The organism is Vibrio sp. TMPB1044, assembly GCF_030442075.1.
In the GTDB taxonomy this organism is placed as follows: domain Bacteria; phylum Pseudomonadota; class Gammaproteobacteria; order Enterobacterales; family Vibrionaceae; genus Vibrio; species Vibrio satsumensis.
On sequence record NZ_JAUJED010000047.1, the window covers coordinates 35,658 to 50,305 of the forward strand.

The window sequence follows — 14,648 nt, forward strand, 5'->3', positions numbered from 1 at the left end:
GGAGTGTGACTATGACCGCACGTGAAACTGTGGTTCCAGTTTTACTTGAAAAAGTTTACAAGCTGATTCAAGACAAACTTGACCTTGCTCATCGACCTCTCGTAACTCAACTTGCTCAACACTTGTTTAGTAACGTTTCTCACGACGATCTGACTCAGAGAAACGAATCCGATTTATATGGTGCTGTAGTTAGCTTATGGCATCACATCAATGAAAAGAAAGCCGACGAAATCTCTGTACGTGTTTTCAACCCGACGGTAAGTCGTCAAGGTTGGCAGTCTACTCACACTATCGTTGAGATAGTCGTTCCAGACAGCCCATTCCTTGTTGATTCTGTAAAAATGGCACTTACTCGCCTAGATCTTTCTTCTCACCTTATGCTTCATAACCCAACACAAATCTCTCGCTCAGATAAGGGCAGTGTTGTCGGTGTTAGCAATAACGAAGGTGCATTCCAATCGCTTTTCCATATCGAAGTAGACCGTCTTAGCAGCAAAGCTGAAATGACAGCGCTCAAAACGGAACTGCTGGATATTTTTACCGACACTAGCTTAGTCGTGAACGATTGGTTGAAGATGGTTGAAAGACTTGAAGAAGTGACCAATCAAGTTGAACAGCAGAAAGAGACGATTCCAGTAGACGGCCAACGCTTTGATGAAACGTTGGCGTTTCTTCGTTGGTTAGGTGAACACAATTTCACATTCATGGGTTATAAGGAATATGACTTAGTTTCAGTTAACGGCGACACTGAGCTGCAACCGACCAAGGAGCAAGGTCTTGGTTTGTTTGCGAGTTCAGATCGTGTACGCAACGTTAAGTTGTCTGAGTTTTCTGATTCGGCACGCCTTGAAGCAAAAAAACCGTATGTACTTATCGTAACCAAGGGCAACACGGCGTCACGCATTCACCGCCCGGCTTACAACGATTACATTGGTATTAAGAAGTTTGATAAGAACGGTAAGGTCATTGGTGAGCACCGCTTTACTGGCCTTTACACATCTGCTGTTTATAACCAAACCGTTGAAACGATTCCTCTCGTCCGCGAGAAAGTAGAGCGTATCTTAGACGCGAGTGGTTACCGTGAAGGTTCATACTCTTACAAAGCGTTGCACAACATTCTTGAAAACTACCCACGTGACGAACTGCTTCAAGCTCGAGAAGAAGAGTTACTTGAAGTCGGTACGGGCGTAGTACAAATGCAAGATCGTGATCTTCTGCGTTTGTTCGTTCGCAAAGACCCGTTTGGCCGTTTCTTTAGCTGTATGGTTTACGTAACAAAAGATCGTTACAACACCGAGCTTCGTCGCCAAACACAGCGCATCTTGAAACAGTACTTTGGTTGTGAAGAAGAGGTTGAATTTACAACGTACTTCTCTGAAAGCCCACTAGCAAGAACGCACTATATTGTACGTGTTGATAACAACAACATGGATGTGGACGTGAAAACAATTGAGCAAAATTTAATGGAAGTATCGTCTACGTGGGATGACCGTCTATCTGAATCAATCATTGCAAACTTCGGTGAAAGCAAAGGTCTTCCATTGTCGAAAGAGTACATGCGTGCATTCCCACGTTCGTACAAAGAAGACATGATGCCAGGTTCTGCAGTTGCGGATATTGAGCGTTTAGAAGCACTAAGCGAAGACAACAAACTGGGTATGCTTTTCTACCGTCCTCAAGAAGAAGCAGCAGATTCAAAAGCCGTTCGTTTGAAGTTGTTTTACCACAGTGATGAGCCCATTCACCTTTCTGATGTTATGCCAATGCTTGAAAACTTTGGCCTACGCGTTATCGGTGAATCTCCATATGAAGTGCGTAAAACCAACGGTGTGACATATTGGATCCTTGATTTCTCTATGCTGCACAAGAGCGACAAGACCATTGATCTTCGTGAAGCGCGCGATCTTTTCCAACAAGCTTTTGCGGCAATTTGGGCGGGTGAGTTAGACAGCGATGGTTTCAACCGCTTAGTGCTTGGCGCTGGTCTTTCTGGCCGTGAAATCTCAATCTTACGTGCTTATGCTCGTTACATGCGTCAAGTTGGTTTCCCATTTAGCCAACAATACATTGAAGACACATTGTCTCATTACCCAGAGTTAGCGAAAGGGTTAGTAAGCCTATTCGGCAAGCGTTTTGACCCGAAACTGAAGGGCAGCGCAAAAGGCCAACAAGATCTTATTAAGAAGATCACTGAACAGTTGGATCATGTAGAGAGCTTGGATGATGATCGTATCATTCGTCGCTACATGGAAATGATCACTGCAACGCTTCGTACTAACTACTACCAAGTAGACGAAAACAAACAGTCTAAGCCTTGGTTGGCTCTGAAAATGAGACCAAGCGAGATTCCAGATATCCCAGCGCCGGTTCCTGCGTTTGAGATCTTCGTTTACGCACCAGACATTGAAGGTGTGCATCTACGTGGCGGTAAAGTAGCACGTGGTGGTTTACGTTGGTCAGACCGTCAAGAGGACTTCCGTACTGAGATTCTAGGCCTAGTTAAAGCGCAACAAGTTAAGAACACGGTTATCGTACCGGTCGGTGCTAAAGGTGGTTTCGTTTGTAAGCGTCAACACACCATGTCTGGCCGTGATGAGATCTTCGCGGAAGGTCAACGTTGTTATAAGCGATTCATTCGTGCATTGCTAGACGTTTCAGACAACATCATTGAAGGTGAGGTTATCCCACCTAAGAGCGTTGTTCGTCACGATGAAGATGACCCGTACTTGGTTGTTGCTGCCGATAAAGGTACAGCGACATTCTCAGACCTAGCGAACTCAGTAGCTGAAGAGTACAACTTCTGGTTAGGTGACGCGTTTGCCTCTGGTGGCTCTAACGGTTACGACCACAAAGCTATGGGTATCACGGCGAAAGGTGGCTGGGAATCTGTTAAACGTCACTTCCGTGAAATGGGCATCAACTGTCAAAGCACAGACTTCACTGCCATTGGTGTGGGTGATATGGCAGGTGACGTATTTGGTAACGGCATGCTGCTATCTAAGCATATTCGCTTACAAGCTGCGTTTAACCACATGCACATCTTCATTGACCCGAATCCAGAATCAGCGTCCAGTTGGGTAGAGCGTGACCGTCTGTTTAATCTGCCTCGTTCAAGCTGGGAAGATTACAATAAAGAGCTGATTTCTCAAGGTGGTGGCATCTTCTCTCGTCGAGCGAAGTCTATCTCTTTAACGCCTGAAATTCAGAAAATGTTGGGTACCAAGAAAGCATCAATGGCACCCAATGACTTGATCAAAGCGATCTTGTCTATGCAGGTTGATCTACTTTGGAATGGCGGTATCGGTACTTACGTTAAGTCTTCTAACGAGACTCATACTGATGTGGGTGACCGCGCAAATGACGTGCTACGTATTGATGGCCGTGACCTGAAAGCTAAGGTTGTTGGTGAAGGCGGTAACTTGGGTATGACTCAGTTGGGTCGTATTGAATACGCTCTAACGGGCGGTCGAGTTAATACTGACTTTGTTGATAACGTTGGTGGTGTAGATTGCTCGGATAACGAAGTTAACATTAAGATCTTCTTGAATGGCTTGGTGTCTAATGGTGATCTAACCGTTAAGCAACGTAACCAAGTTCTAGAATCTATGGAAGACGAAGTAGGCGAAATCGTACTAGACGACGCATACTGCCAAGCTGAATCTATCTCTGTTACTGAGCATCAAGGTGTTGGCTTAGTAAAAGAGCAAATCCGCTTTATCCACACAATGGAAAAAGCAGGACACTTAGACCGTGGTTTGGAATACATCCCAGATGACGAAACGCTGCTAGAGCGTGAGAAGCAGGGCCAAGCACTAACAAGACCTGAATTATCAGTATTGATCGCTTACGGTAAAATGGTTCTAAAAGAAGATCTTGTGAGTGATGATATTGCGAATGATGAGTTCCATGCTCAACAACTGATGCAATACTTCCCAACAGAGTTACGCCGTAACTATTCTCAGCACATGGATAACCATCCACTTCGTGCAGAGATCATTGCGACTGCGCTTGCTAACCAAATGGTTAACGAGATGGGCTGTAACTTTGTGACTCGCTTGCAAGAAGAGACGGGCGCGAACATTGTTGATATTGCGAATGCTTACGCGGCATCACGTGAAATCTACGGCCTGGGTAAGGTATTGAAGAGCATCCGTGAACTGGACAACATCTCAAGTTCTGAAGCTCAATACGAATTGCTTTACCATGTACGCCGTACGCTTCGTCGTCTAGCACGTTGGTTACTAAGAAACCGTACCGGTAAACAGTCAGTGAATGCATTGATTGAGCTTTACCAAGGTGATGTAGTCGCGATTACTGAGAAGCTGGATGAAAACCTAGTAGCTTCAGAAGTAGAAGAGCATCAAGCAATGGCTCAACTATGGATTGACCAAGGTGTCAACGCTGAGCTGGCTAATTCCGTGGCTCGTTTGTCTAGTTTGTACTCAGCACTGGATATATCCACAGTGGCTCGTGAAACAGGTAAAACAGTACAACAAGCTTCTAAGCTTTACTTCAACCTCGGTGATCGTTTGTCACTGCATTGGTTCTTGAAGCAAATCAATGGCCAAGCTGTAGACAACAACTGGCAAGCACTGGCGCGTGCAGCATTCAGAGAAGATCTGGATTGGCAGCAACGTCAGTTAACTGGCCAAGTACTTAACTGTGGTTGTGCTTCAGACATTGATGTAATTAAAGCGCTTGATGACTGGATGGAAAGTAACTCTGTTTCCCTACATCGTTGGGAAAGCATCTTAAACGAATTCAAAGTGGGTTCGGTTCATGAGTTTGCTAAGTTCTCAGTAGCATTGCGTGAATTGATGCTGTTGAATCTAAACTGCATGTCAAAAGACTAGTCACTAGATAAAACGAAAAAAATGAGGGCAGGCCATAAGGTCTGCCTTTTTCGTTTCGGTAAAGTGGGATCCATTGGTCTAACGATTTTTGAAGGGGCAATCTCGACGCACACGTTGTTTGTTGTTAAGTGAGTTGCTTGTTGTTAAGTGAGCTGGTGGCCGTAATCTGGTAAAGGCTAGAAATGAGCTAATAACCTGAAGAAACGATAACGTTTGCTTAATAATGAACCGCATTCGTTAGCAAACTCGATTATCTTACCCTTACAGACAGTAATAGATTGAATAGTTGGGTAAATAAGTAAATAATATCGCCCCGTTTACACGGGGCTTTTTTCTATCGGAGGCACAATGCTTTACCGTCTAGCCAGAACTGGCTTTTTCCAACTTGATGCCGAAAAGGCACATGATCTAGCAATTCAAAATTTCAAACGCTTCACAGGCACGCCTATTGATCTTTTGTATCGCCAACAATTACCTCACCGACCTGTAGAGTGCATGGGTCTTACTTTTAAAAACCCAGTTGGCCTTGCTGCCGGCCTAGATAAAAACGGCGAATGTATTGATGCGTTTGGTGCAATGGGTTTTGGTTTCGTAGAAGTAGGGACTGTTACTCCGCGTCCGCAAGCGGGTAACGACAAACCTCGTTTGTTCCGTCTTGTTGAAGCTGAAGGTATCATCAACCGCATGGGTTTTAATAACCTAGGCGTTGATAACCTTGTTGAGAATGTTAAGAAGTCGAACTACGACGGCATCTTAGGCATCAACATCGGTAAGAACAAAGACACACCAATTGAAAAGGGCGCTGAAGATTACTTGATCTGTATGGAGAAGGTATATCAATACGCTGGTTACATTGCTGTGAACATCTCTTCACCAAACACTCCAGGACTTCGTTCTCTTCAATACGGCGAAGCACTAGACGATCTATTGTCTGAACTGAAAACGAAACAATCTGAACTAGAAGAGAAGCATGGTAAATATGTTCCTCTTGCTCTTAAGATTGCTCCGGATCTAAGTGACGATGAAATCAGCCAAATTTGTGAATCATTGATCAAAAATAAGATCGATGGTGTGATCGCAACGAACACAACATTGGATCGTTCAATCGTTGAAGGCATGAAACATTGCGATGAAGCAGGTGGCCTAAGTGGACGTCCTGTTCAATCTCGCAGTACTGAAGTAGTTCGTAAACTTCACGAAGAGCTGGGTGACAAACTGCCGATCATTGGAGTAGGTGGTGTTGACTCATATGTTGCTGCAAAAGAGAAAATGATGGCAGGCGCTAAGCTTGTACAAGTTTACTCTGGTTTCATTTACAAAGGTCCAGGCCTTGTAGGCGACATCGTTAAAAATCTTTAAACGGCAAGACGCTTTTATTTCTGAAAAGCGACAATCTGGCATCGTCTTAATAAAAGAGACACTGTAACTCACTGAGTTGTAGAGAAAAGCGACAAGAAAGAGGAATTCATTTCCTCTTTTTTTTTGCCTATTGCTCAGTAAAATTACTGTAATTGAAGGTAATTTTGCGTTTTACCTAATGGAATGGTTCAACAGTGTGAGACGAAATGATGCTTAAACCTAGCGATACATGGAGTTGGTATTACGATGAGCAGCAATGTTCATTAATGCTAAACCTCGGAGAGGATATGATTTTCAAAACGAATCTGGTCCGTAATAAGCTGGTGGACTGCGCGTTTAGAGATAATGAATTCACCGTTGATGACGCATCTTCATACCAAACCTTCAAAGAACAAATTTCTGGCTTAGAACTGTCTGAGCCTCGCCAAGCTGAACTTGCACTCTATTGTGTGGCAGCAAAGCGCTTCCATAAGCCTGTACAGCCTAAGAGTTGGTTCTTCGACTCACAAGGCACTGGCCATGAATATCCTCAAGAAGGGGATATTGTACAAATGAATAACGAGCATAGCTTAGGGTATTTCATTGTATTAGAAGTGGGAGAGTGTGCGAGCCTATGTGCATTTGTCGACCTAGAAGAGTTCCTATTAACGCCTTCAAAAGGGCTGCGATTTGGAGACTCAATCAAGGTGATGCACGATAGAATGGTAGACGCGAACGCTATCCTTCATCAAGCACACATAGCGATGGTGGGTTAACCTCCAATCTAGTACATCATTTCTACCACGCATCGCAGCACACAAGCGTATAAACCTTCCTCAGAATCGGCTTAATAGCCGATTTTTTTGTGCCTAAAAAACCTCACCCTGATAAATACATCACTGCTTAACCATTTAAATAGTGAACTTACGACTATTTTTTCACCTTAATTTCTGCCTGTTTTCATCACCAGAAGAGTAAATTCCCCGTCTTTATTCCCTGTTTATGGTCTTTTGTAGCTAAATTTCACCCATAAATTACCACTGGTATATACCAATTTTAAGGTGAATATAAATTCACACTGCTACTTTGGTTAAGAAATGGTCCGAAATGGAGTTGGTTTGATAGGTCTTGTGTTCTAAGGGGATGTGGGTAAGCGATCGCTTCAAGACTGTGCATTTGCTAGCCAGTTAGTCGAAAGATTCAATGAAAAGACGTGTTTAGTGTGATGCTCTAGTTACAAATTCAGGTATAATCGAGCTCATTTTTATCAATAAAAGAACACTATGAATCAATATCTAGCGGTTACCTCAAACGGCCTTGAGAATTTATTAGTTGAAGAACTAACCCAACTAGGGATTACAAACGCAAAACCTGTTCAAGCAGGTGTTAAATTCAAAGCGACCAATGAGCAAATTTATCGTTGTTGTTTGTGGAGCCGTTTGGCTTCTCGATTTGTACGTGTCCTTTCTGAATTCACTTGTATGGACGACATGGATTTGTACCTATCAACCACTGCGGTTAACTGGGTAAATCAATTCCATAGCTCTAAGCGTTTTGTTGTTGACTTCAATGGTACGAACAACGAAATCCGTAATAGCCAATACGGTGCGATGAAAGTAAAAGATGCCGTTGTCGATTGCTTCGAGAAGAAGTCTTTGCCTCGTCCTTCTATCAGCAAAGAGAACCCAGATGTTCGTATTCACGTTCGTCTACACCGTGATAAAGCGATTCTTGGTGTTGATATGGTGGGTAGCGGTCTTCACCAACGTGGTTACCGTCCAGAATCAGGTCGTGCTCCGCTGCGTGAAACGCTAGCTGCTGCAATCCTTCTTCGTAGTGGTTGGGATGCAACGAAACCTTTCTTAGACCCTATGTGTGGTTCAGGTACGTTAGTGATTGAAGCTGCAATGATGGCTGCAAACCTAGCACCAGGTGTTAAACGTCAGAAATGGTGCTTTGAATCACTAGAAGATTTCGAACCTGAGCTTTGGGCTGAAGTTAAAGCAGAAGCTAACGTTCAAGGCCGTCGTGGCGTTAAGAAAGTCGAATGTAAGTTCTATGGCTACGATAATGATGAACGCATGATCAAAACAGCGCGTGATAACGCTCGCCGTGCTGGTGTTGAAGAGTTAATTGAATTCGAAGTAGGTGATGCTGCAAAACTTAAGCGTCCTACAGAGTTTACTGATGGTGTGATTGTTTCTAACCCACCTTACGGTGAGCGTCTCGGTACAGAGCCGGGTCTAATTGCACTTTACACGGCATTCGGTGCACAACTTAAAGCTGAGTTTGGTGGCTGCAACGCGTCTATCTTCTCTAGTTCAGACGAACTACTTAGCTGCTTACGCATGCGTGCAGACAAACAGTTCAAATTGAATAACGGTGCGTTACCGTGTCACCAAAAGAACTACTCAATTTCAGATCGTCCGATGTCAGAGCGCCCAACAGGCGAACAAGAACAATTGATTGCACCTGATTTCGCGAACCGTCTTAAAAAGAACATCGGTAAAATTGGCAAGTGGGCTAAGAAAGAGCAATTAGATTGTTACCGTATCTATGATGCTGACTTACCTGAATACAATGTAGCGATTGATGTATACCCAGGTCACCTTGTGATTCAGGAATATGCAGCGCCTAAAGATGTACCGGAAGAGAAGGCAAAACGTCGCTTAACCGATATCATCCGTGCTTCTATCCAAGTAACAGGCGTTGAAGCAAATAACGTGGTTCTTAAGGTTCGTCAGAAGCAGAAAGGCCGTTCTCAATACCAGAAGATGGCTCAAGACTCATCTAACCTAGAAGTGAACGAATACGGCGTTAAGCTGATTGTTAATCTTCATGATTACTTAGATACAGGCTTGTTCCTAGATCATAAGATCACTCGTCGTCGCATCGGTGAGATGGCCGCAGGTAAAGATTTCCTAAACCTGTTCGCTTACACAGGCAGTGCATCTGTTCATGCTGCTGTCGGTGGCGCACGCTCTACAACAACGGTTGATATGTCGAATACCTACCTTGAGTGGGCAAAGCAGAACATGGAGCTTAATGGCCGAGTTGGTCGCCAACATCAGTTTGTTCAAGCTGACTGCTTACAGTGGTTGGTTAAAGAGCAGGGTTCTTACGACCTGATCTTTATTGATCCACCTACGTTCTCAAACTCAAAGCGTATGGATCAATCTTTCGATGTTCAACGTGATCATATTCAGTTGATGGAAAACCTTAAGCGTCTTCTTCGTGAAGAAGGCACGATTGTGTTCTCTAACAACAAGCGTCACTTCAAAATGGACTTGGAAGCTCTGGATGAATTAGGTCTTAAGGCTCAGAACATCTCTGCTAAGACGCTTCCATTGGACTTCTCTCGCAATAAGCACATTCATAACTGCTGGTTGATTACTCATAAGTAGTTAAGAGATTGTATAAGGATATATAGTGCTGACTCTCTACAGTACAGAAGGGTGCCATCTATGTGAGATGGCATTCCAACTCACGGAACAGTTAAATATTAGCCATCACGTCAACGTTGTCGACATTGCATTCGATGATGAGCTCTTTTCCCGTTACGGGGTCACTATTCCTGTGCTCAAATTTGAAAGCTCTGATCTTTCTCAAAGCTCAGAGCTTAACTGGCCATTTGGCTTGTTAGAACTTAATGATTGGTTAAAGAAGAATGGCATTACTTACAATTCATAATGGGCAATTAGCGTTTGGCGATCACCCGTTATTAGATCGTGCGGACTTTGCGCTGCAAGAAAACGAACGTGTGTGTTTAGTAGGGCGCAATGGCGCTGGTAAGTCTACGTTGATGAAAATCCTGTCTGGGAACATCATCATGGACGATGGCAAGATGCAAATCACGCAAGATGTGGTTGTGTCTCGCTTGGAACAAGATCCACCGCGTAATGAACAAGGTACAGTCTATGACTACGTTGCTGGTGGCCTAGCGGAAATTGGTGAACAGTTGAAGATCTATCATGATCTTCTGGATCTCATTGGTACTGACCCGAGCGAAAAGAACCTAAACCGTCTTACTCGCGTTCAAGAGCAACTGGATCATGCGAATGCATGGCGCTTTGAAGATCGCGTAAGTAACGTATTAGCGGCACTTAAGCTGACTGCTGAAACAAAGCTGACGGATCTATCTGGTGGTTGGCAACGTAAAGCGGCGCTTGCTCGTGCACTTGTATGTGACCCAGACGTTTTACTTCTAGACGAACCGACTAACCACTTGGATGTTGCGACTATTGAATGGTTAGAAGGCTTCCTGAAAGACTTCCGTGGTTCAATTATTTTTATCTCGCATGACCGTGCTTTCATCAAATCGATGGCAACACGCATTGTTGATCTTGATCGCGGCAAACTAAGCTCGTTTCCAGGTGATTACGAAAACTACCTAGTTGAAAAAGAAGAAGCGCTACGTGTTGAAGAGATGCAGAACGCGGAATTCGATAAGAAGCTCGCTCAGGAAGAAGTATGGATTCGTCAGGGTATTAAAGCTCGTCGAACTCGTAACGAAGGCCGTGTACGTGCGCTTAAGAAGCTACGTGAAGAACGTTTGAATCGTCGTGAAGTGCAAGGAAAAGCGATCATCCAAATCGACGATGGCCAGCGTTCAGGCAAGATTGTATTTGAAGCTGAGAACATTAACTTTGGCTTCGAAGGCAAAGAGATTGTTAAAGACTTCAGCTTCAACATTATGCGTGGCGATCGTATCGCTCTTATTGGACCTAACGGTTGTGGTAAGAGTACGGTACTTAAACTGCTTCTTGATCAGCTTAAGCCAGATTCAGGTCGTCTGCATTGCGGTACTAAGCTTGAAGTCGCTTACTTCGACCAATACCGTGAAATCCTAGACCCTGAGAAGTCTGTAATTGATAACCTAGCGGATGGTAAGCAAGAAGTCACTGTAGGCGGGCGAGAGCGTCATGCACTAAGCTACTTACAAGATTTCTTATTCTCTCCAAAACGTGCTCGTACTCCTGTTAAAGCACTATCTGGTGGTGAGAAAAACCGCCTGTTATTAGCTCGTATCTTCCTTAAGTCGAACAACTTATTGATTCTTGATGAACCAACCAACGATCTAGATATCGAAACTTTGGAACTTTTAGAAGATTTGCTTGCCAACTATCAGGGTACGCTTCTTTTAGTGAGCCACGATCGTCAGTTTGTTGATAACACAGTTATGACAAGTTGGATCTTCGAAGGTAACGGTGTGATTGAAGAATTTGTTGGCGGCTATCACGATGCTCAGCAGCAAAGAAAGCAAGCATTAGAGTACCGACAGGTTGAAAAGCCATCAAAGCCTGAGAAAGTAGTTGAGGAAACTCCCAAAACTGCGCCAGTTAAGGCTAAACCTAAGAAGTTATCGTATAAGCTACAACGAGAACTAGAAGCGCTACCAATGCGTTTGGAAGAATTGGAAACTCAAATTGAAACTCTTCAGGAAGAAGTCAACGATCCAAACTTCTTTTCAAAATCTGTAGAGCAGACACAACCAGTTTTAGATAAGCTATCTGCAGCAGAGCAGGAGCTTGAAGTTGCTTTTGAGCGCTGGGAAGAGCTCGAGGCACTACAACAGGAAAGTTAAGAAGTAATAATGACTTGTACTAAATTTAAATTAACAACAGTTGCAGCGCTAGTTTTGGCTGCAACCAATGCCAACGCTGCACTTTACAAAGTAGTTGAAGTAACGCCTTCGATTACAGGTGCATCTGAAATCTTTGGTGTAGCGATTCAGCCAGCAACAGTTACAGACACTGAAAGTTGTTTTACGACTGGTACCGTTGGCGGAGTTGCATGTGATAGCTTTAAATTGGCTGGTGAAACTCGCAATACGGTCGAGGCTGTAAGTTATCGTGAAGAAGTACCATTCGCGATGGACGCTCCGTTCCAATACATCCAAGAGTTCGATGATTTCGAAAACTATTGTTATAGAGAGCTAAGATACTCTACATGTGAGAGTTGGGCGCAAAACCGTTGGAATGATACTTGGAGTAAGGAAAGGTTCGACCTAACTTACGTCAATGCAAAAGCATTTGTTGAAGGCGGCGCGACATTTGACACTCGTAATACGGTCATTAACTCTCTAGATAATAATGCTCAACCACTAGGTGTTAAATCTGAAGGTGGTATCCGTAATAATGCGATGTTTACGACGACGGCTGGGCCTACTGGCACCTCTGAAACTCGTGCATGGAAAGCGATTACGGCAAGCAACAGTACTGTTTATAATGTAGGTAGTGTATCTACGGCAGGTCCAAAAACAGACACTTCGGATACAACATTTAGCTCAAAAGCTGCTATCTGGGATGGTACTACAACAAAAGAGATTGATTGGATCAGAAGTGGAAATGCTCAACAAGATGAATACTTTGCTCAAGGCAGTATGCGTTCAATTGTTGAATCAAACTCTGTTTTCTATGGTGTTGGCTATAATACAGCAGATGGTAATGGCGACCTACAAGACATGAATGCCAGTGTTTTTGTGAGCGATTCACTTGACCTTACCAGCGCAACATGGACAACTAAACAGATTAGCGGTGCAGAGGTTAAGTCTGGTTCATCGAATGACGATGCTAGATACAGTAACTCCGTTGCGACTGATATTAACCAGAACTTGTTTGCTGTTGGCTATGCTAAGCGTAATGGCTATGTTCCTGAGAGCGGTAGTGCAGGTAACAAGATTTTTGTTGTCACTGATGCTAAAAACCCGACTGCAACGTACTTGTCTGGTGGTATCTTCTTTGGTGGTGCTAGCGGTGAAGCTAAAGCGGTGAACAACTTTAACGAGTTTGTTGGTCAGATTGACGCCGAAACAACCCGAGAAGTAGATGGCAGTGAGCGTCGTCATCGTGGTTTTATTTATCCGTATCAAGCGACTGGTACTGACGCAACAAGAATTGCGCTGTTTGAGAGCAAAGCTTGGTGGTTAGATGATCTAACGAATGATGGCAACGCTTCTGGAGAAAACAATAAGTTCCGAATTATCGATGCAACAGATATTAATGACGCGGGTGTTATTTCGGCAACAGCTATAAAATGTATGATCGATACAAATGGAGACGGTAGAGGTAACGATGAACGAGCCTACGATACTACCTCTCACAACTCATACTGTGCTGGTGCATCATCTAATGCAGTCGAAGAGGTTGTTGCTGTTAAGCTGATTCCGATTGCTGGTGCTACGAAAGCCGACATCCAAACTCGTAGCGCTGACTCAGAAAAAGTTGATCGTCAAGGCGGTAGCCTAGGTTGGCTGGGTTTGACTGTACTTGGTCTGTTAGGGTTCCGCAGAAAATTTAAATAATTTTATCTCTTGAGCCCGAGTTCACAATTCTGAACTCGGGCTTTTTTTCGCCTTGAGAAAAGTGAAAATCTGATCGATTCTTAAAGTTGGAGTCACAAAAACTCCGCAAAGTTGTAATCATTGTATGTTAGTAAATGGAACACCCGTATGAGGACTGCACTATGAAGAGACAAAAGCGTGATCGACTAGAACGAGCACAATCTCAAGGCTACAAAGCTGGTTTAAATGGTAGGTCGCAAGAAGCTTGCCCATATAGTCAAATGGATTCTCGGTCTTATTGGTTAGGTGGTTGGCGTGATGCCAAAGATGATAAGCAATCAGGTCTCTATAAATAGATAGGCCGCAAAGAATTAAAGGTCAGGGCTCCATTGTTTGTTGATACAACAGCTGGAGCCTTGTTAGTTTCAGAACAATACAAAGATTCCCAGAGCTATTTAGCATTCTAGTTTCGCTATCATAAGCGTATCGCTGGTGGATTTATTCTGTTTCAAATTAAATACGTGATACTTTAATGCACTATAACTAAATTTATTGGAGTGAAAATAAAGCAGCCATGGGCTGCTTTATTAAAAATCTAACTAACAGATTAGAATGCTGACGTATCTTGGAAAAGGCCAACTTTCAAATCTTTAGCAACGTAGATCTCTTTGCCATCAACAAGTACGCGACCATCCGCAAGGCCCATAACTAGGCGGCGGTTAACAACACGCTTCATGTGGATCTCGTAAGTTACTTTTTTCGCTGTAGGCAGAATTTGACCAGTGAATTTCACTTCGCCAACCCCTAGAGCACGACCTTTACCTTCGCCGCCAACCCAACCAAGGTAGAAGCCAACAAGCTGCCACATAGCATCAAGGCCTAGACAACCCGGCATTACAGGGTCACCTGGGAAGTGACAATCGAAGAACCATAGGTCAGGAGTAATATCCAGCTCAGCAAGAACTAAACCTTTACCGTAATCACCTTCAGTTTCAGACATCTTAGTGATGCGATCCATCATTAGCATGTTCGGTGCTGGTAGTTGAGGGCCTTGTGGCCATAGTTCGCCTTGGCTTGATGCTAGAAGCTCTTCGCGAGTGTAAGAATCACGTTTGTTTTGCATTATCAATTACTCCGATTTTTGATAGGTGCATATTAGTGAACAGGTGTACGCT

At 43.7% G+C, this 14,648-nt stretch carries 9 protein-coding genes; 8 read left to right on the top strand and 1 reads right to left on the bottom strand.

What is annotated here, in order from left to right:
- Positions 1 to 11: 11 nt before the first annotated feature.
- The 8 genes from QQ041_RS21805 (at position 12) to rmf (ending at position 13,829) form a co-directional block, all read left to right on the top strand.
- Complete coding sequence (locus QQ041_RS21805) at positions 12 to 4,853, top strand: NAD-glutamate dehydrogenase (protein WP_146489720.1); 4,842 nt, start codon at positions 12 to 14, stop codon at positions 4,851 to 4,853.
- Positions 4,854 to 5,201: 348 nt separating this feature from the next.
- On the top strand, positions 5,202 to 6,212 hold the full coding sequence (gene pyrD / locus QQ041_RS21810; protein ID WP_017059681.1) for a quinone-dependent dihydroorotate dehydrogenase: 1,011 nt from the start codon (positions 5,202 to 5,204) through the stop codon (positions 6,210 to 6,212).
- Between the two features lie 206 nt (positions 6,213 to 6,418).
- Entirely contained in the window at positions 6,419 to 6,967 is a 549-nt protein-coding gene (locus QQ041_RS21815; RefSeq protein ID WP_285955041.1) for a cell division protein ZapC, read from the top strand.
- Between the two features lie 507 nt (positions 6,968 to 7,474).
- Entirely contained in the window at positions 7,475 to 9,595 is a 2,121-nt protein-coding gene (rlmKL, locus tag QQ041_RS21820; protein WP_146489723.1) for a bifunctional 23S rRNA (guanine(2069)-N(7))-methyltransferase RlmK/23S rRNA (guanine(2445)-N(2))-methyltransferase RlmL, read from the top strand.
- A 25-nt stretch (positions 9,596 to 9,620) separates the two neighbouring features.
- Positions 9,621 to 9,881: a glutaredoxin family protein gene (locus QQ041_RS21825; RefSeq protein WP_019823251.1), complete on the top strand. Its 261-nt coding sequence runs from the start codon at positions 9,621 to 9,623 to the stop codon at positions 9,879 to 9,881.
- Positions 9,859 to 11,775 (top strand): ABC transporter ATP-binding protein, encoded by a 1,917-nt coding sequence (locus QQ041_RS21830; protein WP_285955042.1) that lies wholly within the window; start codon positions 9,859 to 9,861, stop codon positions 11,773 to 11,775. Before QQ041_RS21825 ends, QQ041_RS21830 begins: the two co-directional genes overlap by 23 nt.
- Positions 11,776 to 11,784: 9 nt before the next feature.
- Positions 11,785 to 13,494, top strand: coding sequence for a DUF3466 family protein (locus QQ041_RS21835; protein ID WP_285955043.1), 1,710 nt, complete (start codon positions 11,785 to 11,787; stop codon positions 13,492 to 13,494).
- A 161-nt stretch (positions 13,495 to 13,655) separates the two neighbouring features.
- Positions 13,656 to 13,829 carry a ribosome modulation factor gene (gene rmf, locus QQ041_RS21840; protein ID WP_017059676.1) on the top strand — a complete coding sequence of 58 codons (174 nt, stop codon included), beginning with the start codon at positions 13,656 to 13,658 and terminating at the stop codon, positions 13,827 to 13,829.
- Between the two features lie 251 nt (positions 13,830 to 14,080).
- Here rmf and fabA read toward each other — a convergent pair whose 3' ends face one another.
- Entirely contained in the window at positions 14,081 to 14,596 is a 516-nt protein-coding gene (gene fabA / locus QQ041_RS21845) for a bifunctional 3-hydroxydecanoyl-ACP dehydratase/trans-2-decenoyl-ACP isomerase (RefSeq protein WP_017059675.1), read from the bottom strand.
- Positions 14,597 to 14,648: the final 52 nt, after the last annotated feature.

What these genes read in the sequence shown, in the direction of transcription:
- QQ041_RS21805 (WP_146489720.1), top strand. Translation starts at nt 12, where the DNA reads ATGACCGCACGTGAAACTGTGGTTCCAGTTTTACTTGAAAAAGTTTAC.
- pyrD (WP_017059681.1), top strand. Translation starts at nt 5,202, where the DNA reads ATGCTTTACCGTCTAGCCAGAACTGGCTTTTTCCAACTTGATGCCGAA.
- QQ041_RS21815 (WP_285955041.1), top strand. Translation starts at nt 6,419, where the DNA reads ATGATGCTTAAACCTAGCGATACATGGAGTTGGTATTACGATGAGCAG.
- rlmKL (WP_146489723.1), top strand. Translation starts at nt 7,475, where the DNA reads ATGAATCAATATCTAGCGGTTACCTCAAACGGCCTTGAGAATTTATTA.
- QQ041_RS21830 (WP_285955042.1), top strand. Translation starts at nt 9,859, where the DNA reads ATGGCATTACTTACAATTCATAATGGGCAATTAGCGTTTGGCGATCAC.
- QQ041_RS21835 (WP_285955043.1), top strand. Translation starts at nt 11,785, where the DNA reads ATGACTTGTACTAAATTTAAATTAACAACAGTTGCAGCGCTAGTTTTG.
- rmf (WP_017059676.1), top strand. Translation starts at nt 13,656, where the DNA reads ATGAAGAGACAAAAGCGTGATCGACTAGAACGAGCACAATCTCAAGGC.
- fabA (WP_017059675.1), bottom strand. Translation starts at nt 14,596, where the DNA reads ATGCAAAACAAACGTGATTCTTACACTCGCGAAGAGCTTCTAGCATCA.